12 protein-coding genes and 1 pseudogene are annotated in these 20654 nt (G+C 72.9%); 5 read left to right on the top strand and 8 right to left on the bottom strand.

Features of this window, described 5'->3' with window-relative positions; translation table 11 throughout:
• The first annotated feature begins 202 nt into the window (after nucleotides 1–202).
• Entirely contained in the window at nucleotides 203–754 is a 552-nt protein-coding gene (locus AB0761_RS24800) for a hypothetical protein (protein WP_377271362.1), read from the top strand.
• Nucleotides 755–776: 22 nt separating this feature from the next.
• Here the strand turns inward: AB0761_RS24800 and AB0761_RS24795 are convergent, their stop codons facing one another.
• Complete coding sequence (locus AB0761_RS24795) at nucleotides 777–2018, bottom strand: DUF2637 domain-containing protein (RefSeq protein WP_377271361.1); 1242 nt, start codon at nucleotides 2016–2018, stop codon at nucleotides 777–779.
• A 99-nt stretch (nucleotides 2019–2117) separates the two neighbouring features.
• Nucleotides 2118–3251 (bottom strand): ADP-ribosylglycohydrolase family protein, encoded by a 1134-nt coding sequence (locus tag AB0761_RS24790; RefSeq protein ID WP_377271360.1) that lies wholly within the window; start codon nucleotides 3249–3251, stop codon nucleotides 2118–2120.
• 100 nt (nucleotides 3252–3351) lie between these two features.
• Between AB0761_RS24790 and AB0761_RS24785 the strand changes: the two genes are divergently transcribed.
• Complete coding sequence (locus tag AB0761_RS24785) at nucleotides 3352–4413, top strand: MBL fold metallo-hydrolase (protein ID WP_377271359.1); 1062 nt, start codon at nucleotides 3352–3354, stop codon at nucleotides 4411–4413.
• A 74-nt stretch (nucleotides 4414–4487) separates the two neighbouring features.
• Here the strand turns inward: AB0761_RS24785 and AB0761_RS24780 are convergent, their stop codons facing one another.
• From AB0761_RS24780 to AB0761_RS24755, 6 genes and pseudogenes are all read right to left on the bottom strand, one after another.
• Complete coding sequence (locus AB0761_RS24780; RefSeq protein ID WP_377271357.1) at nucleotides 4488–4958, bottom strand: lamin tail domain-containing protein; 471 nt, start codon at nucleotides 4956–4958, stop codon at nucleotides 4488–4490.
• 81 nt (nucleotides 4959–5039) lie between these two features.
• A complete protein-coding gene (locus AB0761_RS24775; RefSeq protein ID WP_377271356.1) occupies nucleotides 5040–6005 on the bottom strand; it encodes an alpha/beta hydrolase in 966 nt (321 codons plus the stop codon).
• Between the two features lie 89 nt (nucleotides 6006–6094).
• Nucleotides 6095–7468, bottom strand: coding sequence for a uracil-xanthine permease family protein (locus tag AB0761_RS24770; RefSeq protein WP_377271355.1), 1374 nt, complete (start codon nucleotides 7466–7468; stop codon nucleotides 6095–6097).
• Nucleotides 7469–7892: 424 nt separating this feature from the next.
• Nucleotides 7893–9182, bottom strand: coding sequence for a sugar ABC transporter permease (locus AB0761_RS24765; protein ID WP_377271354.1), 1290 nt, complete (start codon nucleotides 9180–9182; stop codon nucleotides 7893–7895).
• Nucleotides 9183–9385: 203 nt separating this feature from the next.
• A pseudogene (locus AB0761_RS24760) lies at nucleotides 9386–10103 on the bottom strand (ATP-binding cassette domain-containing protein); the annotation flags it as partial.
• 78 nt (nucleotides 10104–10181) lie between these two features.
• Nucleotides 10182–11282 carry a sugar ABC transporter substrate-binding protein gene (locus AB0761_RS24755; RefSeq protein ID WP_377271352.1) on the bottom strand — a complete coding sequence of 367 codons (1101 nt, stop codon included), beginning with the start codon at nucleotides 11280–11282 and terminating at the stop codon, nucleotides 10182–10184.
• Between the two features lie 358 nt (nucleotides 11283–11640).
• Between AB0761_RS24755 and AB0761_RS24750 the strand changes: the two genes are divergently transcribed.
• The 3 genes from AB0761_RS24750 to AB0761_RS24740 all read left to right on the top strand — a co-directional run bounded on the left by AB0761_RS24750 (nucleotide 11641) and on the right by AB0761_RS24740 (nucleotide 20605).
• On the top strand, nucleotides 11641–12609 hold the full coding sequence (locus tag AB0761_RS24750) for an aldo/keto reductase (RefSeq protein WP_377274307.1): 969 nt from the start codon (nucleotides 11641–11643) through the stop codon (nucleotides 12607–12609).
• 355 nt (nucleotides 12610–12964) lie between these two features.
• Nucleotides 12965–14827: a N,N-dimethylformamidase beta subunit family domain-containing protein gene (locus AB0761_RS24745; protein ID WP_377271351.1), complete on the top strand. Its 1863-nt coding sequence runs from the start codon at nucleotides 12965–12967 to the stop codon at nucleotides 14825–14827.
• 273 nt (nucleotides 14828–15100) lie between these two features.
• Nucleotides 15101–20605 carry an amino acid adenylation domain-containing protein gene (locus tag AB0761_RS24740; protein ID WP_377271350.1) on the top strand — a complete coding sequence of 1835 codons (5505 nt, stop codon included), beginning with the start codon at nucleotides 15101–15103 and terminating at the stop codon, nucleotides 20603–20605.
• Nucleotides 20606–20654: the final 49 nt, after the last annotated feature.

Below are 20654 nucleotides of genomic sequence, written 5' to 3'. Positions count from 1 at the left end.
GCCCGGTAGCAGGCGGCCGCGGCCCGGAGACGCCCGGCCGCGGTGATGACTGTCAGTGGCGTGCTCTATACGTAGTATTCCGACGATCCGCCGGACGACGGGGGGACACGACGATGGCGGAATCCCTGACCAGCCCTGGGGGCGAGCTCCATCGGGCCTACTACACGCTGGGGGCCCGCGGGCCCGCGGCTGGACTCCGTCCATGGTCCGCGACCTGCTGGGCGAGCCGGACGCCCAGGGCCGAAGCCCCTTCTACGGCGCGGCCGCACCGACCCGGATGTTCTCCATCGGGCGGGTCGAGTCGGCCGAGGGCACCGTGGAGTTCGCCCTTGCGCTGGCGACCGCCGCCCGCCGCTCGGCCGCCGCCCGGGAGGCCGCGACGCGCCGCCGGAGAGCAGTGCTGGACCGGATCGCGGCGGAGCCGGTCGAGGTGCCCCGGCTCAGCCGCGGTGAGCTGGCCGAGGAGGCCGTACGGCACCGCAACCGCCGCGATCGGGAGCGGGCCTGGGACCGGCCGGGGCACATCCCCGACCCCGCCGTGGTCGCCACCGTCGACCCGGCCACCCTGACCCGCTGGCAGGTCGACTATCTGCGGCACCGGCTCACCCGCTACGACGCCCTGCTGGACGGCCTCTACGGCGGTGCCGGCCGCACCGAGGCCGCCCAGCTGCTTCGGGCACGGCTGCACGACGCCATCGCCCGGGCCTATCCGGAGCTGGCGGCCGAGTGCCGCCGCCAGCTGACCGGGCGGTGAGGGCGCCGTGCGACCGCTGTCCCTACTGGCGCTCCAGCGCGGCGTACCGCTCCTGGAGCTGCGGCCAGACGCGACGCAGATGGCCGTCGTTGAGCGGGGTCACACCCCGGCCCTGGAGGTACTGGATGAGGCGGAAGTGATCGGGGTCCCTGCCGTAGTAGTCGATGTAGGCGACAAGGCCGTCGAGGTAGATCTCCAACCACTCGTCGTCACTCGACGGCAGCGGTTCGGGTTCCAGCTCAGGCTCGGGCTCGGGCTCCGGTTCCGGTTCGGGCTCCGGGACGGGCCCGGGGACGGGCATGGGCCCGGGGACCCGCAGCGGCCGCCGGCCGTTGGACGACGGCACCAGTGGCAGCTCGGGCTCGGGCTCAGTCTCGGCCTCGGGCTCGGCCTCCGGGTAGGGCTCCACCGGGAAGGCGAACCGCGGATCCGGCTCCGGCTCCGGCTCGAAGGTCGACGGCTGTTCCGGCAGCGGCCTCGGCTCCCTGGCGGGCTCCGCCGGGCGGCTGCGCTGCCCCGGGATGGGCAGCGTCTGCCCCACCGCGGCCCGCGGCTCCCGGTCCAGAGCCGGGGCCGGGGCCGGGGCGGTCTCAGCCGGCGCCCGTTCCGGCGCCATGTTCAGCGGCACCCCGTAGCGGGCCAGTTTGAGCGGCAGCAGGGCGTCGATCGGTGCGGCACGGCGCCAGTTGCGGCCGTAGCGGGCGCGCAGCCGGGCCCGGTAGACCAGGCGGTTCTGCTCGTGCCGCACCACCTCGTCGTAGGAGCGCAGCTCCCACAGCTTCATCCGGCGCCACAGCCGGAAGGTGGGGACCGGCGCCAGCAGCCAGCGCACCAGCCGCACCGACTCCATGTGGCGGTCCGCGGTGATGTCCGCGATCCGGCCGACCGCGTGCCGGGCCGCCTCGACCACGACCACGAAGAGCACCGGGATCGCGGCGTGCATCCCCATGCCCAGCGGATCGGGGTAGGAGGCCGCCGCGTTGAAGACCACGGTGGCAGCGGTGAGCAGCCATGCCGTCTGCCGCAGCAGGGGGAAGGGGATGCGCAGCCAGGTGAGTACCAGGTCCAGGGCCAGCAGCACCACGATCCCGGCGTCGATGCCGACCGGGAAGGCGTAGGCGAAGGTGCCGAAGCCCTTGCGTACCGCCAACTCGCGCACCGCGTTGTAGGAACCGGCGAATCCGATGCCGGCGATCAGACAGGCCCCGGCGGTCACCAGGCCGATCAGTACGCGATGCGCGCGGGTTATCGAGGGACGTGCCACGGCGCTCTCATCCTCCGGGTCTCGGCGGCACCGGACGGGACAGCTTGCCACACCCTGGTTGCCGTCTGCTGGCGGGCGTCCCGTCCGGGCCCGCGGGCTTCAGCCCGGATAGCGGTCCGCACCGGGTCCCGCCTCGGTCCCTTGGCCGTCCTCCGCGGGGTGGAACTGCGCGGAGAAGTCGTCCGCCAGCTCCCCGATGGTGCCGCGGCCCTCGGTGACGGCCAGCCAGTCGGCGGGCAACCGGACGTCGCCGTGGTGTGCGCCCAGCAGATTGCCGCAGACGGCACCGGTGGAGTCGCTGTCCCCGGAGTGGTTGACGGAGAGCAGCAGCGCCTCGCGGACGGTGCGGGCGGCCAGCGCGCAGTACACCGCGATGGCCAGCGCCTCCTCGGCGACCCAGCCGGCGCCCAGCGACTGCACCTTCTCGGCGGTGGGACTCCCCTCGGCGGCAAGCCGCAGGGCGGCGCGCAGGGCGTCGGTGGTCTCCTCGTGTCCGGGGTGCCGGCCGAGCAGTTCCATGGCCCGCAGGACGGATCCCTCCAGGGAGTCGCCGTCCAGCAGATGGGTGATGGTCGCCGCCAGTGCGGCGGCGGCGTAGTAGCCGGTGGGGTGTCCATGGGTGATCTGGGCACACCGCCCGGCAAGAGTGAAGGCGCGCTCGGCGGGCAGGCCCGCCAGGCCGAAGGGAGCGGAGCGCATCACGGTGCCGCAGCCCTTGGAGGTGGAGTTCACCGGCCCGGGGCGGCCGTCCAGCGCGGCGTACGGCTCCGGCACATGGTTGGACCGCAGGCCGGAGAGGCAGGCGTTGCCCGGCGCCCGCCGGGCGTACAGCCAGCCCTGCCCGCGCAGCCAGCCGGACCGCACCAGGGTGTCCCCGCCCTCGACGGGCTGCGGTCCGGGGTGCTCCTGGGTCTCCAGCCAGCGGAGGTAGGAGTAGCGCACCATGCTGGTCTCGGCGCCGCCGATGCCCTTTGCCCTGGCCCGTATGCTGGCGCGGATCAGTGCCTCGGCGGTGAAGAGGGTCATCTGGGTGTCGTCGGTGACCCGGCCCACCACTCCCTGACCGTCCCGGACAGGGCCGGTGACGCCCGACTCGCCGTATGCGGAGCGGATACCGGCCAGCGAGCGGAACTCCACCGGGTTGCCCAGTGCGTCGCCGACGGCGCCGCCCAGCAGGCAGCCGCGGATCCGGGCGCGCCTGACCGCCAGTGCGTCCCAGGAGCTGTACCTCATCGTCTGCGTCCCCTCGTCGCGCCGTCCCTGGCGCAGGATCATGCCAGGCGCCGGGGACACCCTGTCCCGGATGCACCGGGGCCGGGCAGAATCGACGTCCATGACCTCGCACCCCGGCCGGCTCCCGCGACTGCGGCCGCTCTCCGACCATCTGCACCTCTGGACGCCGAGCCCTTCCGCAGGGTGGGGGATGGCCAACTGCGGCCTGGTGATATGCCCACGCGGCCGGTCCGCGGCCTGGATCGACAGCCCCTACGACCGGGCGATGGCCACCGACTTCCTGGAGCTGGGGCGGCCGCTGCTGGCCGAGGGCACCTCCATCGACCGGGTCATCGTGACCCATGGCAATGGCGACCACCTCTGGGGGGCCGAGGTCGTTCCCGAGGCCGAGATCGTCTCCACCCGGGAGACGCTCGGCCACATCGACCACGAGCCCGATCCGGAGCAGTTGTACGCACTGGTGCAGGGCCTGGACCCGGAGACGGTGCTGGGCTGGTACCTCAAGCGCGGCTTCGGCCGGTTCGACTGGAAGGGAACCGAGGTCCGCAGGCCGACCACGGTCTTCACCGGGGAGCTGGAGCTGCGGGTCGGGGAGGTCCCGCTGCACCTCATCGGCCTGCCGCCGGCGCACACGGCCGGGGATCTGCTGGTCCATCTGCCGCAGCAGCGCACGGTCTTCACCGGCGACGTGATCTTCTCCCACACCGCAGAACAGCCCGGCGACCACCCGGTGCACTGGGCGGGGCCGCTGGCCAATGTGGTGTCGGCCTGCGAGAGGGCGCTGGCCACCGGCGCCGAGACCTTTGTGCCCGGTCACGGCCCGGTGCTCGACCGGGCCGGGGTGTACGGCCACATCGGCTATCTCGAGGATGTCCGCGAGCGGGCCCACCGGCTGCACGCCGCCGGAGTCCCCGGGCTGGAGGCGGCCCGGCGGATCATCGGCGAGGTCCACCGCCCCGGGATGTCGCTGGCCGAGCGCCTGGTGGTCACGGTCGGCACCGAGTACCGGCATCTGGACGGCGTGACGGAGTTCCCCGACATGCTGCTGACGATGAGCCAGGTCGCCGAGGTGGCCTGGGAGCTGGAGCACCCCGGTCTGCCCGCGGCCCGCTCCGGCGACCAGCACTCCGCCGACCGGTCCTCCGCCGACAGCCGCGGCTGAGACCGCCTCGCTGCGGCCGGTCTGCCCCTGCACGCCCTGGGACCCGCCCCCCGGGTGGGCCCCAGGGCGGGGGTTCAGCAGGCCGTCCAGTCGCGGTCGGCGCTGTTGTAGGCGCAGGTGTCCTGGACGGCGCCGGAGGCGCGCTTGAGGGTGGCCTTGTCCCTGTCGTTGTTCCAGACGTAGGCCCGGCGCTGCTGGTAGAGGTTGGCGGCGGTGTTGCGGCCCTGCCCGGTGTGCACGGTGACGGTGTGGCCCGGCTTCAGGGTGACGGAGGGGAGGACATAGCGGTGCCGGGAGGCGTCCGCCAGGGTCCAGCCGCGCAGATTGACCGACCTGGAGGTGGAGTTCTTGATCTGGACGTACTCCGCGTTCAGGCTCTTGTTGGAGCGGGTGTCCTTGCCCGGGCTGTCGTAGTAGATCTTGGTGAGGTGCACCGATCCAGCGGCCTCGGCCGGTCCGGCGGACAGCAGGCCGGCCACCCCCACGGCGACGGCGGCAGCAACGGCGGATATACGACTGGTCTTCACTGCGGCCCTACCCTTCATGGAATCTCCACAACTGGTGCGGGCCGCAGCCTAGCGCCTCTCAAAACGTGCAAGGCATCAGCCTCATGAGATTGACTCAGTTCACGAAGACCTGCCGTCGGCACCCTTCAGCGACCGCCCGACAAAGGAGAAGGCCTCCGGCATGATCCTGCGCCAGAAGCCGTCCGTGTGCTCCCCCCGCGGGAAGTGCCGCTCCACGGCCCCACCGCGATCGGCCAGCGTACGGGCCGGGTCGCAGAAGGGGTCCTCGGTGCCGCACCACACCCCGAGCCGTCGCCCATGGGGGCGGGCCAGGGCCAGCAGGGGCTCATGGGCCCGCCAGTCCGCCTCGTTGTTGTAGCCGCCGGTGGTGGCCGCATCGGCCCAGGTACGGAAGACCGCCGGGCTGATGGCCGCGACCGCGTCCACCGCGCCGCCCCGGCCCAGGGCGTACTGCAGCGCACCGGAGCCGCCCATGGAGATCCCCAGCACCGCCCTGGGCACCCCCGCGGTGGCGCTGCTCAGCCCTCGGGCCCGCAGCCACCCCGGCACCTCGTCCAGCAGCATCCGCTGCGGATCGTCCCCGGCGAAGCGCTGGTGCCAGTAGCTGTTGTCACCGCCGTCCAGGGCCGCCAGCGCAAAGGGCGGCACCCCGTCGCGGACCGCCGCCGCCAGGAACTGCGGCATCCCCAGGTTCACCATCGTCTGTGCATCGCCGCCCCGCCCGTGCAGCACCAGGCAGACCGGCAGGGCCGCCGGGTCGTGTCCCGGCGGCACCATGGTCACCAGCTTCACCTCGCTGCCCCGCGCCCGGGAGCGGACCGTTGAGGTGTGCACCGGTCCCGGGGTGACGACCGGTACGGTGCCGTCCGGTCCGGTGATCCCGAGCGCCCGCCGCAGCGGCACGCCGCCCGGCAGCAGATCCTCGACCATCGCGGTCCCCGCACCGGCTCCCAGTAGTACCGCACCGCCGCCGAGCGCGGCCAGCAGCACCCGTCGCCGGCCAGGCCCCCGCCGTCCCGTCGCGGACGCCGCACCCTGGATGCTTCCGATCCCGCCTGTCTGCATACCGGCCCTCCCCGTATCCCCGTCGAGCAACGCGCAGATCATGCCATCAGCGACCGACGGCAGCCCGCCCGGCCAGCCCTGACGTGGCATCACTGGTCCGTCCCGCCCGGCTCGACGGCGTCCAGCAGTGGCGGCTCGCCCCTGAGATGCGGCGGGGCCAGAAAGCGCAACAGGTGGTAGCCGACGATGGTGACGATGGTGCCCAACGGGATGCCGTCGAGGACGAAGTCACTGCTGAAGCGGATCGACACATCGCCGATCCCGATGATGACGCCCGCGGCGATGGGGACCAGATTGAGCGGGTTCCCGAAGTCCACCGCGTTCTCGTGCCAGATCTTGGCGCCCAGCAGTCCGATCATGCCGTAGAGCACCACGGTGATTCCACCCAGCACTCCGCCGGGGGTGGCGGCCACCACAGCGCCGAACTTGGGGCAGAGGCCGCACAGGATCGCAAAGAGCGCGGCGCACAGATAGGCGGCGGTGGAGTAGACGCGGGTGGCGGCCATGACACCGATGTTCTCGGCATAGGTGGTGGTCGCCGGGCCGCCGGCCGCGGTGGCCAGCATGCTGGCGGCGCCGTCGGCAGCGATGGCCCGCCCCAGGTCCGGATCCAGGTCGTCACCGGTCATCTCGGCCACCGCCTTGACGTGCCCGGCGTTCTCGGCGATGAGGGCGATGACGACGGGCAGCGCCAGCAGCACCGCGGAGAGCCGGAAGTCGGGGCCGTGCAGCGAGGGCAGACCGAACCAGTCGGCGTGCCGGACGCCGCTGAGGTCGACCCGCCAGTGGTCGGTGATCCGTCCGGCGGCGTTCGCCGAGTGGACCCGGCCGAGGACCCGGTCCAGGACCCAGGACAGCAGATAGCCGAAGATCAGCCCCAGGAAGACGGCGATTCGCGACCAGAAGCCGCGTGCCACCACCATCGCACCGATGGTGAAGGCCATGGTGAGCAGCGCCACCCACTGGTCCTGCGGCCAGTAGGTCTTCGCCACCACCGGCGCCAGGTTGAAGCCGATGATCATCACCACCGCGCCGGTGACCACCGGTGGGAGCACCGCGTGCACCACCTGGGCACCCAGCGCCTGGACCGCCAGCCCGACCGCCAGCAGCACCACGGCGACCACGAACATCGCACCGGTCACGGTGTCGATGCCGCCCCCGGCCGCCCTGATCGAGGCCGCCACCCCCACAAAGGAGAGGCTGCTGCCCAGATAGCTGGGGATACGGCCGCGGGTGATCAGCAGAAAGATGATCGTGGCGACACCGGAGAGCAGTACCGCCAGGTTGGGGTTCATCCCCATCAGCACCGGGGCGACAAAGGTCGCCCCGAACATCGCCACCACATGCTGGGCACCGAGTCCGACGGTCCGGGGCCAGGACAGCCGCTCCCCCGGCCGGACGACCTCACCGGGGCCGAGGGTCCTGCCGTCCCCGTGGAGTTTCCAGCCGAGGCCGCGCCCCATGTGCTGTCCCTTCGCCGCTCTTCGACCTGGTCGCCCTGTGGACCACCGTTCGATCGTCGGCCATGCCCGCCGGACGGCCCATCCGACCCGCCCTACCTGGTGCGGCTCACCCACCCGGCGGCGGTAGCCGGCCGTGGGTCGGCGCCCTCACCCGCGCCCCGGGGTCCGGCCCGCGGCATAAGGGCGCGCGGTGTCACGGAGGCCGCAGCGATGCACACGGCTGATGGGATGCACGGGCGCGCGGCACCCGCCCCGCACAACTGGCCCCGGGCCGGCGACCGGGCCGGCTCGCCGACCGACTCGGCGTCCGACGCTCCCAGAACGCCTCTCACCGCGGCCCTCGCACCCCCTCCCCCGGTCCTCGTCCGGGCCGGTGTGCCGACCGGCCCGGACGAGGCCCCCGCCCCCCGGGGCTCGATGCCGCTCAGGCCCCGGACGCCGCCGCGCGGCGCCGGGAGAGCGCGTCCACACCCGCCGCGACGACCAGGACCAGTCCGGTCACCACGAACTTGACGCCCGAGCTGTAGCCGAGCAGGCCCATGCCGTTGTCGATGACGGCGACCACCGCACCGCCCACCACGGCGTCCACGATCCGGCCGCGCCCGCCGAAGAGGCTGGTGCCGCCGATCACCGCGGCGCCGACCGCGTAGAGCAGCGTGTTGCTGCCGCCCGCGTTGGGGTCGACGGAGTTCGCCCGGGAGGCCGCGAAGATCCCCGCGACCGCGGCCATGGTGGAGCCGATGACAAAGACCGAGGTGCGGATCCGGGCGACCTTGATCCCGGCCCGCCGGGCGGCCTCGGCGTTGCCGCCGACGGCGTAGATGTGCAGTCCGTAGCGGGTGTAGCCGAGCACAAAGGTCCCCAGGGCCAGCAGCACCACCAGTACGGGCACCACGATCGGCACCCCCTTGAGGCTGACCACCAGGACGTTGCGGCTGCGCTCCTCGTTGAGGACGGCGACGGCCGCGGCCGTGACCGCCACCACGCCGGCCACCTTGACCGCGGACACCACCAGCGGCTCGGTGTCCAGGCCCTTGCGCCTGCGCGAGCGCGCCACCAGCACCCGGGTCGCGGCGTAGCCGGCGGCGACCAGGACGAAGAGCACCCAGCCCAGGCCGGGGGCCAGGTTCTTGTTCTGGATGGCCACCACGGTCTCGTCCGTGACGGGGATGTTGCCGCCCTGCCCGATGATGATCAGGACCACGCCCTGGAAGGCGAGGAAGCCGCCCAGCGTCACCACGAAGGACGGTATGCCGACCCGGGCGACGAGTGTGCCGAGCACCAGCCCGATGACCACTCCGGTGGCGATCGCCGCCGCCAGGGCGGCCGGCAGCGGCCAGCCGTGCTTGGTCAGTGTGACCGCCAGGACCGCCCCGGCGACACCGCTGGTGAAGCCGGCCGAGAGGTCGATCTCGCCCAGCAGCAGGACGAAGACCAGCCCCATCGCAATGGTGGTGATCACCGCGCCCTGGGTGAAGAGGTTGGCGAAGTTGCCCGCCGTCAGGAACGCCGGCCGCAGCACGCCGAAGACGGCGCAGAGCACGATCAGTCCGAGTACCGCGGGGAGGGAGCCCATGTCTCCGCCGCGCACCCGAGCGGCATAGGCCTGGAGGTGGTCCCTGAGCTCGTCCGCGGGTGAGCGGCGGGAACCGCCTGCGGCCGGCTTCTCGGGCACGCCGTCCAGCTGGGGGGCTTCGGGGGTCAGGGAGGTCATGCGGGCACCTCGTCGTCCGTGTCCGTTGCGGTGAGAGTCTCCCCGGCGCCCGCGGTCTCCACCACCGGGCCGATCGCATCGGCCGCATCGGTCCCGTCGGCCGCGCCGGCCGCGCCGGACCCGACGCCGGCCTCGGCCGCGTCCGGATCACCGGTCTCCCCGGTCTGGTCGGGCGCCAGGCCCAGGTCGCCGGAGCGCCCTGTGGTGATCAGCTCCACGATCCGGGTCTGGTCGATGTCCGCCCGGCGGACCTCGGCGGCCATCCGGCCGAGGTAGAGCGCCGAGATCCGGTCGGCCACGGAGAGCACGTCGTTCATGTTGTGGGAGATGAGGATGACGGCGAGTCCGGCGTCGGCGAGCCGGCGGACCAGGTCGAGGACCTGCTTGGTCTGGGCCACGCCCAGCGCCGCTGTGGGCTCGTCCAGGACGACGACCCTGCTGTTCCACAGCACCGCACGGGCGATGGCCACCGTCTGCCGCTGGCCGCCGGAGAGAGGCGACCCGCTGGCGGACGGAGGTGACGGTGCGTACGGACAGCCCGGCGAGGGTCTGCAGCGCCCGCTCCTCCATGGAGGCCCGGTCCAGCACCAGGCCGGAGCGCTCCTCACGGCCCAGGAACATGTTCTGGACGATGTCCAGGTTGTCGCAGAGCGCGAGGTCCTGGTAGACGATCTCGATCCCGAGGGCGGAGGCGTCACGCGGTTCGTGCACCCGGACGGGCCGGCCCTCGAAGTGGTAGCTGCCGGAGTCGATCGGGTGGATGCCCCCGATGCACTTGGTCAGGGTGGACTTGCCCGCGCCGTTGTCACCGACCAGGGCCATGACCTCGCCGGGGTAGGCGTTGAAGTCCACGTCCTTGAGCACATGCGCGGGGCCGAAGCTCTTGTTCACCTGCCGGAGGGACAGGATGGGTTCAGTCATGTGTCTTCCTGGGTCGTCGTGCGAGCCCCGGTGCCGGGGGAGGCAGACCCGGCACCGGGGCGGTCTGGGAGGCTCCGCTTACTGGATCCCGGCCTTGGCGCACTTGTCGGCGTAGTCGCCCGTGCAGAGCTCGTCCTTGGTGACGAAGCCGTCGTCGACCACGGTCTTGATGTTGTCCTTGGTGATCGCCTCGGGCTGGAGCAGCACGGAGGGGACGTCCCGGTTGCCCTCGGGATCGTGGATCGTGCCGGTGGTCTGGCCCTCGGTGCCGCCGGCCAGGGCGATGGCGAGCTGGGAGGCGGCGTCGGCCTCCTTCTTGACGGCCTTGTAGACGGTCATGCACTGGTCGCCGTTGAGGATGTTCTGCAGGCCCTGGACGGTGGCGTCCTGCCCGGTGACGGGGACCTTGCCGTTGACGCCGTTCTTCTTCAGCACCGCGATGGCCGCGCTGCCCAGTCCGTCGTTGGCGGCCAGCACTCCGTCGATCTTGCCGCCCTGCTGGGTGTACATCTGCTCGAAGATGGTGCCGGCCTGCTGGTTGTCCCAGTCCGGGACGGACTGGTCGGCGACCTTCTGGTAGCCGGAGACCTTGGACAGCACTCCGTCGTAGCCCTGCTTGAAGAGCGTCGCGTTGTTGTCGGTGGGCGAGCCGTTGAGGTAGACGATCTTCGCGTCCTTCTTCCCCTCGTCGGTGAGGCACTTCTGCAGCCCTTCGCCCTGCAGCTTGCCGACCGCGACGTTGTCGAAGGAGACGTAGTACTTGGCGCTGCCGCCGAGGGTGAGCCGGTCGTAGTCGATGGTGGCCACGCCCTGCTGCTTGGCCTTGTCCAGGACGGCCTTGCCGGTTCCGCTGTCCAGATTGACGATGATCAGCACATTGACGCCGCTGGTCAGCATCTGGTCGGCGATGGTCTGGAACTGGGCCTTGTCGCCCTGGGCGTTCTGGATGTCGTACTGCAGGCCGGCCGCCTTGAAGGCCTGCTCCAGATACTTCCGGTCGGCGCTCTCCCACCGGGCGGAGGACTTGGTGTCGGGGAGGATGACGCCGATCTTCCCCTTGGCCGCCGGCTTGCTGCTGTCGCCGCCTGCCGATGTCGAACCGCCGTTGGAGCCGCATGCAGCCAGGGCCAGCACCAGTGGAAGCCCCGCCGCCAGCAGCACACCCGATCGCTTGATCATGGAAGTCGCCCCTCTCCGGAGATCCTGACTATTTGTCAACGCGCAAAACTTATGAGTGGCGCGGATCAGTGTCCATGCGGCCTTCGGTAACGATTGCAAAACGCGCCACAGCCCGGCAGACACCGCAGGTCAGCGCCCAACTCCCGGAAAACAAAAGCATCATGGCCATGCATCGGCCGACCGCTGCGCCGAGCGGCTGGAGTCCCTGCGACACCTTCTCCGGTGACCGGAATCCGGTTCTGCACGGTCAACGCAGGTGAGAGCCTGCCCTGCAGGGACGAGACCCCGCGTCCCCGGGCCGCGCCACCCCGCACTGCCGGCGCGCGCCCCCAGCGAGCGCCAAGGAAGCATGAGGACGATGCAGTACGTGAAACTCGGATCCACCGGTATGGATGTCTCCCGGCTCTGCCTCGGCTGCATGAGCTACGGCATCCCCGAGCGCGGCAACCATGAGTGGACCCTGGACGAGGAGCAGTCCCGGCCGCTGATCAGGCGGGCGGTCGAGGCCGGCATCACCTTCTTCGACACCGCCAATGTGTACTCCGACGGCACCAGCGAGGAGATCGTCGGCCGGGCGCTCGCCGACTTCGCCCGCCGCGAGGAGATCGTGATCGCCACCAAGGTCCATGGCGTGATGCGCCCCGGGCCCAACGGCCGCGGGCTGTCCCGCAAGGCGATCATGACCGAGATCGACAACAGCCTGCGCCGCCTGGGCACGGACTATGTCGACCTCTACCAGATCCACCGCTGGGACCCCCGCACTCCCGTCGAGGAGACCATGGAGGCCCTGCACGATGTGGTGAAGGCGGGCAAGGCCCGCTACATCGGCGCCAGCTCGATGTACGCCTGGCAGTTCGCCAAGGCCCAGCACACCGCGGAGCGGCACGGCTGGACGCGGTTCGCCTCCATGCAGAACCACTACAACCTGCTCTACCGCGAGGAGGAGCGCGAGATGCTCCCGCTCTGCGCCGACCAGGGCGTGGGCATCCTCCCCTGGAGCCCGCTGGCCCGCGGCCGCCTCACCCGCGAGTGGGGCACCGAGACCGCCAGGGCCCGCACCGACGAGTTCGGCAAGACTCTCTACCCCGAGGGCGACCGCGAGATCGTGGAGGCGGTCGGCCGGATCGCGGACGAGCGCGGCGTCACCCGCGCCCAGGTGGCACTGGCCTGGCTGCTCCGGCAGCCGACGGTGACCGCCCCCATCGTCGGCGCCACCAAGGACCGCCACCTGGAGGACGCCCTGGCCGCCCTGGACCTCCAGCTCGACGACAAGGAGGCCGAGCAGCTGGAGCAGCCCTACACCCCGCACGCCGTCAGCGGCCACTGAGCCGCGGTCCGCGCATTCGCCACACTCCCGTCGCACACCGACCGCCCGTCGCACACCGACCGCCCGTCGCACACCGACCGTCCGTCGCACACCGACCGTCCGCCCGGCGCACCGCCACCCGGTCCGCCGGGCGGGCTTCGGCGATTCGGGCGGCGGACCCCCGCCATCGGCCTTGACCCCACCATTGGTCTATGCCAATCTCCGACTGGTCTGGACCAACGGGGGATTTTGTCGGACGGTGCGTCAGTGACGCCGCCGGGTCGGCAGGATGCCGAGCGGAAGGCGGCGTGCAGTGACCTTGGTGGCGTACGCGGCGGCGACCTCCTGCCGACAAGGCGAAGGACTCCGCTTCACGGTGACCGGCGAGATGCCGGGCCGGGTGACGGTGGAGGACGCCGTGGACGGCCGCACGGTGCACCGGGCAGCGGTGACCGGCGGCAGCTGGGTGCTGGAGGTCCCGCACAGCTGGCGCAGCTCGCTCTACCGCGCGGTCTTCAGCCCGGGCCGGGGCGAGGACAGCGAGGTCTGGTTCGTGGTCCGCCCGGCCCGGACCGGCCGCCGGGCGCGGATCCTGCTCTCGGTGCCGTTCACCACCTGGCAGGCCTACAACCGCAGCGGAGTGCCCGGCGAGGGCCTCTACTGGACGGAGGACCCGGCGCGCGCGACCCGGGTCACTTTCGACCGTCCCGGCGGCGGACCGCCTCCCGAGCGCTGGGAGGAGGGACTGATGAACTGGCTGCGCGCCCACGGCCCCGACGTCGACTACTGCTCCAACCTCGATCTGCATCTCGACCCGGACGCCCTGCGCGAGCACCGGCTGCTGGTGGTCAACGGCCACGACGAGTACTGGACCTGGGAGATGCGGGACCGGGTGGAGGGGTTCGTCCGGGCCGGCGGCAACCTCGCGATCTTCGGGGCCAACACCGCCTGGTGGCAGATGCGGCTGGAGGACGGCGGCCGCACCATGGTCTGCCACCGTGACGCCGCGGCCGACCCGGTCGCCGCCACCGCCCCCGAGCGCACCACGGTGGAGTGGTCCAGCGACCCGGTGAACCGGCCGGAGAACACCCTCACCGGGCTGAGCTTCCGCACCGGCGCCGGCTGCTGGGGCCCCGCCATGGACGAGATGCGGCGTGAGGCGTACACCGTCGCCTTCGCCGAGCACTGGGTCTTCGAGGGCACGGGCCTGGCCGACGGCGACAGCTTCGCCCGGGGCGGCATCGGCTATGAGACGGACGCCGCCGACCTGGAGTTCACCGACGGCGTCCCCGCGGCCACCGGAAGGGACGGCACCCCGGCCTCCTTCGTTGTGCTGGCCACGGCGGACCTGCGGCACTGGGACGCCTTCGGGCAGGGCGGCCGGGCCGTGCTGGGCGTCTTCGAGTCCGGCGCGGGCACGGTCTTCAACGCCGGAACCGTCAACTGGGGGGCCGCCCTCGGCGATCCCGTCGTGGACCGGATCACCCGCAATGTGCTGACCCGGCTGGCCGCCCCGTCCCGCCGCGACCGGTGGACCCCGATCGGCTCCGCCCCCGGCGCACAGGCCGTCGCCGGCGCCGGTCCCTGGCTGTTCGCGGCGTCGGCCGACGGCACCCTCGGGGTGAGGCCCGCCGACGGGCAGAACCGCCGGCTGCGTCCGGCCGGGCCGGCTCCGGGGATCATCGCCCTGGCGGCGCCGCGCGAGGCCTTCCCCGGCGGCCCGCTCCACCTCTACGCAGTGGACCGGGCAGGCCGGCTGCTCACCCGTCCGCCCGTCCCGGAACCGGCCCCCTGGACGGTGGTGGACCGCTGCCCCGAGGGCACCCGGGCACTGGCCGTCAGCGACGGGCGCCTGTTCACCCTGGACACCGACGGCACCCTGTGGACGGCTCCACAGGGCACCGCACCGGACGGCGCCGCCAGGACCTGGCGCGTCCTCGCACCGCCCGCCGGACTGCGCGCCCTCACCTCGGTCAACGGCCGGCTCTACGCGATCGACGAGCATGACACCGTACGGCACCGGCTGCCCGATCCCAAGGACAGCTGGCAGCCACTGGGACCCGCCAGGGGCGCCGTACTGCTGGCCGGCCAGGCCGGGCGGCTGATCGGGCTGGACGGGGACGGCATGCTGCACCGGCGCAGCGCACTGCGGGCGGTCCCGGCCGACCGGGAGCCGTCGCAGCAGGCCGCACCGGAGCCCGCCGGAGCGGGCAACCGGGGCTACCGGGAGCACTCCTGACCCCCGCAGTCCCGATGTGACCCAGCGTCACCGCCCTCGGCGCAGAGCCGTGCCCGGCCGCCGACCGCCGCGCCCCGCCGCACGGCCCCCGATCACCGTGCCGCCCCGCACGGCCCCGCACCGATCCGGCCCCGCACCGATCCGGCGCCGGCCCCGGCAGCACCACCCGACGTCCCCCGCGCAGCGGCGGCATCCCGGTCCCACCGCTCCGCTCCCGTGCCCCTCCGAGCCCCCCGCGCCGCCGCGGGGGCGCCGCCGACACCGAGGACTTCGATGACCGAACCCCAGGCCCTGCAGTCGCAGTGGTCCGATGCGAAGCGGGCCCTGCTCGCCCAGCGGCTGAAGGGCGCCGGGCGGCCCACCCGCGTGGTCCCACGCCGGCCCGAGGGCACCGCACCCCCGCTCTCCAGCGGGCAGGAGCGGCTGTGGTTCATGGAGCAGTTCGCCCCCGGCGGCGCCGGCTATGTCCTCGCCCCCACCCGCCGGCTGCGCGGCCCGCTCGACCGTGCCGCCCTGGACGCCGCGCTCACCGATCTGGTCGCCCGGCACGAGAGCCTGCGGATGTCCTTCACCGGCACCGAGGAGGGCACCGCCGAGGTGGTCGTCGCCGACCCCGGCCCGGTGACCGCCCGCCATGTCGAGGCGGGCGGTGACGATCCGGCCGCCACCGCCGCGGCGCTGGTCCGCGACGCCGTCGCGGAGCCGTTCGACCTGGCCCGCGGGCCGCTGCTGCGCCCGCTGCTGATCGGCCTCGGCCCCGACGACCATGTGCTGGCGCTGGTGCTGCACCACATCGTCTGCGACGGCTGGTCGGTCGATCTGCTGCAGCGCGAGCTGGACGCCCTCTACGCCCAGCACGCCCATGGCGTCCCGGCCCGGCTGCCGGCCCCCGAGGTCCGGTTCGGCGACTACGCGCACTGGCAGCGCGGGCGTCTGGAGGACGGCTCGCTCGCCGGCGACCGCGCCTACTGGCAGGACGAACTGGCCGGCGTCCCCCCGCTCGACCTCCCGGGCGACCGGCCCCGGCCGCCGGTCCTCACCTTCGACGGCGCCGCGCACTCCTTCCGCTGGGACCGCGGACTGACCGACCGGATCAACGCCCTCGCCCGGTCCTGCGGCGCCTCCACCTACATGGTGCTGCTGGCCGCGTACCAGGTACTGCTGTCACGGCACAGCGGCATGCGGGACTTCGCGATCGGCTCCCCGGTGGCCGGCCGGCTGCACCGCGAACTGGAGGGCGTGGTCGGCGCCTTCGTCAATATGCTGCCGATCCGCACCCGGCTGGCGGACGACCCCACCTTCGGCCAGTTGGTCCGCCAGGTCCGCGAACGGACCCTGGACGCCTATGCGCACCAGGAGGTCCCCTTCGAGCAGATGGTCGCCGACCTCTCCGTGGTACGGGACGTCAGCCGCTCCGCGGTGTTCCAGACCACCTTCGCCTTCCAGAACTACGGCGACCGCACCGCCGAGCCCGCTCCCACCGGCTGGCAGACCGAGGGCTTCACCTTCGAGGGCACCAGCACCCACTTCGACCTGGCGCTCTACATGAGCGAGCAGGAGGACGGCCTCAGCGGCCTCTTCACCTACCGCAGCGGCCTCTTCGACGCCGCCACCGTCGAGGGGTTCGCCGAACGCCTCACCGTGCTGGTCACCGCGGCCGCAGCCGAGCCCGACCGGCCGGTCTCCGCGCTGCCGCTGCTCGGCGCCGCCGAGCGCACGGCCGTCCTCACCGACTGGGCGACTGGCCCCGAGCTGCCACCGGCCGGTCCCGCCACCCTCACCCGGCTGTTCACCGACACCGCCGCCGCCCACCCCGATGCGCCCGCCCTGGTCTTCGAGGAGCAGACGCTCAGCTACCGCGAGCTGGACCGGCGCTCCAACCAACTGGCCCGAAGACTCGGAGCGCTGGGCGTCGGCCCCGACGACCGGGTGGCGGTGTGCCTGGAGCAGTCCCCCGACCTCGCGGTCGGCCTGCTCGCCGCGCTCAAGGCGGGCGCCGGCTATCTGCCGATGGACCCCGAGCAGCCCCCGGCCCGGCTCTGCGGCCTGCTGGCCGACGCGCAGGTCGCCGTCCTGGTCACCGACAGCACCGTCCGGGACCGCCTGCCCGACTGGGACGGCCCGCAGATCCTGCTGGACGAGCAGCACACCGGGCAGGCCGCCGAGGAGGACGGCGCACCGCTGCCGGAGTGCTCGGGCCCCGACCACCTGGCCTATGTGATCTACACCTCCGGCTCCACCGGCCGCCCCAAGGGCGTCGCCGTACAGCACCGGCAGATCCTCAACTACCTGGCCGGGGTGCGGGAGCGGCTGCGGATCGTGCCCGGGGCGAGCTACGGGCTGCTCCAGTCGCTCTCCTTCGACTTCAGCATCACCATGCTCTATCTGGCGTTCGCCACCGGAGGCCGGGTCCATCTGCTGCCCCGCCGCACCGCGGGGGTCGAACTGGCCGAGCGGATGGAGCGGCTGGGCATCGACTACCTGAAGATGACGCCCTCCCATCTGGCCGCGCTCACCGCCGACGTCCCGGTCGAACGGCTGCTTCCGCGCCGGGCGCTGGTGCTCGGCGGTGAGGCGTCCTCGTACGCCTGGGCGCGTGGGCTCGCCGCGGCGGGCCGCTGCGCGGTCTTCAACCACTACGGGCCGACCGAGGCCACCGTGGGCATCACCGTCCATGAGGTCCTGGCCGACGGCCCCCGGGGGGAGGAGGCCGGCACCACCCCGATCGGCCGCCCACTGCCCGGCGCCCGCTGCCTCGTCCTGGACGGCGGCCTTCAGCCGGTGCCGCCCGGGGCGCCCGGCGAGCTGTACCTGGGCGGCGACCGGCTGGCCCGCGGCTATCTGGGGCGGCCCGACCTGACCGACGAGCGCTTCGTCCAGGACCCCTACGGCCCGCCCGGCAGCCGCCTCTACCGCACCGGCGACCTCGCCCGCTGGCGGTCCGACGGCACCCTGGAGTTCCTGGGCCGCAGCGACGACCAGATCAAGGTCCGCGGCTACCGGGTCGAGCCCGCCGAGATCGAGGCCGCACTCACCGACCTGCTGCCCGGGGTCACCCAGGCGGTGGTGCTGGCCCGCGGGGAGGGCGTCCGGCAGACCCTGGTCGCCTATCTGGAGCGGCCCGGCGGGGCCGAGCTGCCGCCGCCGGCCGAGCTGCGGGCCCGGCTGCTGGATGTGCTCCCCGACTACATGGTCCCGGCCCGCTGGGTGGCGCTGGAGCAGTTCCCGCTCCAGGCCCACGGCAAGGTGGACCGCAAGGCGCTCCCGGAGCCGGAGGACGCCCCGGCCACCGGGTACGAGCCCCCGGCCACACCCGAGGAGCAGCAGATCGCCGGAATGTGGGCCGAACTGCTCGACCGGCCGCAGGTCGGCGCCCTGGACGACTTCTTCGACCTGGGCGGCCACTCGCTACTGGCCACCCAGGTGGTCGCCCGGCTGCGCCGGGCCTTCCCGGACCGGGCCGTGCCCATCGGCCTGATGGACCTCTTCCAGCACTCCACCGTGCGCGCACTGGCCGCTCTGGCCGCCTCGTCCGACGCCGACCGCGGCCCACGCAGACTGCTGCACCGGCTCACCCCGGCCCGCCCGGCCGGCGCGGGCCCGGTCACCGCCAGCCTGGTCTGCGCCCCGTACGGCGGCGGCAGCGCACTGATCTACAAACCGCTGGCCGACGAGCTGCCGGACGACTGGGCACTGCACTCGATCGCCGTGCCCGGCCATGAACTGGGCGAGGAGGCCGAACCGTTCGACGAGGTCGCCGCCCGCTGCGCCCAGGAGGTCCTGGACGGGGTCGAGGGCCCGGTGGTGCTCTACGGCCACTGCGGCCTCGGGGTGATGCTCACCGTGGAGATCGCCCGCCGGCTGGAGGCGGCCGGCCGCGAGGTGGCCGCCGTCCACCTGGGCGGGATCTTCCCCTTCGCCCGTCCCAAGGGCCGGGGCGCCGCCCTCGCGGCCCGGCTGGCCCGGGTCTCGGAGCGGCTGCGCAGCGACCAGAGCATGATCAACGCCCTGACCGCGGCGGGGCTGGACGTGGACGAGGTCGACCCGGAGCAGCTGCGGCTGATCGTCCGCAACCGCCGCTCCGGCACCCTGGAGGCCGAGCGCTACTTCGGGGACCTCTACGAGACCGAGGGCGCGGTGCTGCGGGCGCCGGTGATCGCGGTGGTGGGCGACCGGGACCCGGCGACCGAGTTCCACCAGGAGCGTTTCCGCGAGTGGCACCGCGTCACCGGCACCACGGCGGCGGTGGTGCTGGACGAGGCCGGGCACTTCTTCCTGAAGTACCGGGCCGCCGAACTGTCCGAGATCATCACCCAGGTGCACCGCGACGTCGCCGACGGCAGCGAGGACCGCCACCGGCGCCGCCCGGACGCCACCTGGTGGCTGGAGGACGTCTCCAGGGACCCCGATGCGCTCCCCGACCGGGCCGGGCAGGTGCGACCCGGGATGGGCCGGTTCCTCGGTGTCGCCTTCGGGCAGCAGGTGTCGATGATCGGCTCCGCGCTCACCGAGTTCGCGCTGCCCATCTGGATCTATCTGCACACCGGTTCGCTCGCCCAGTTCGGCCTGCTCGCCACACTGGCGCTGGTGCCGGGCATCCTGGCGGCCCCGCTGGCCGGCGCCGTGGTGGACCGCGGCGACCGACGGCGGATCATGCTCTGCGGCGATCTCGCGGCGGGTGCCACCCAGGCGGTGATGCTGGGCCTCGCCCTCGCCGACGCGCTCCAGGTCTGGCATGTCTATCTGCTGATCGTGGTGCTCTCCGTCTCCCTCACCTTCCAGCGCTTCGCCTGGGGCTCCGCGGTGCCCCAGATGGTACCCAAGCGCTACCTGGGCCGGGCCAACGGCGTGGTGCAGATGACCGCGGGCTTCGCCCAGTTCCTGGTGCCGCTGTTCGCCGTGGGCCTGCTGGCCGCGGTGGACCTGCGCGGCATCCTGCTGCTGGATGTGGGCAGCTATCTGGCCGCGATCGGTACGGTCGCCCTGGTGCGGTTCCCCGCGACGATGGCGTGGCACCGCCGGGAGTCGGTGGCCGCGGAGATCCGGGAGGGGTTCCGGCGCTCGCTGGGCAGCCGCCACTTCCGGGCCATGCTGGTCTTCTTCGCGGTGCTGAACGTCTTCCTCTCACCGCTGTTCCTGCTGACCACCCCGTTGGTGCTGTCCATCGGCAGGCTCTCCGCCACCGGCTGGGTGGCGACCGGCGGCGGCCTCGGGGCGACGCTCGGCGGCGTCGGGCTGCTGGTCTGGGGCGGGCCGCGCCGGCACCGGCTGCGCGGAGTGCTGCTGGCGACCCTGGCGCTGGCCGCCGCGGCGCTGGTCACCGGGTTGCGGCCGTCGCTGCCGCTGGTGGCGCTGGGTGCCTTCGGGATGGCACTGGGACTGGCCCTGGTCAACGGCATCTATGCGACGATCATCCAGACCAAGGTTCCGCAGCGTTTCCACGGCCGGGTGATCGCCGTCAACACCATGGTTGCCTGGTCGACGCTGCCGCTGGGCTTCGCGGTGATCGTCCCCTTCGGGCCCAGGCTGCTGCAGCCGCTGATGGACCCGGGCGGTGCACTGGCCTCGACGGTGGGCCGGGTGATCGGGACCGGTGACGGCCGCGGGATCGGGCTGCTGTATCTGCTCTTCGGGTCCGCCATGGCACTGCTGGCGCTGATCTGCCTCTGGGTCCCGGTTCTGGCGCGCTTCGACCGCGAGGTGCCCGATGCGCCGTCCGACGACCTGGTCGGCCTGGAGGCCCTGCGGGCCCGTACGGCCGGGGACGACACCCACTGACGCAGGGAGCCCGGGCGGATCACCGCCCGGGCTCCCTGTCGTTGACGCA

The organism is Peterkaempfera podocarpi (assembly GCF_042466665.1).
GTDB lineage: Bacteria > Actinomycetota > Actinomycetes > Streptomycetales > Streptomycetaceae > Peterkaempfera > Peterkaempfera podocarpi.
The sequence above is the reverse complement of the archived record's forward strand: the minus strand, read 5'-3'. Positions and strand labels throughout refer to the sequence as shown.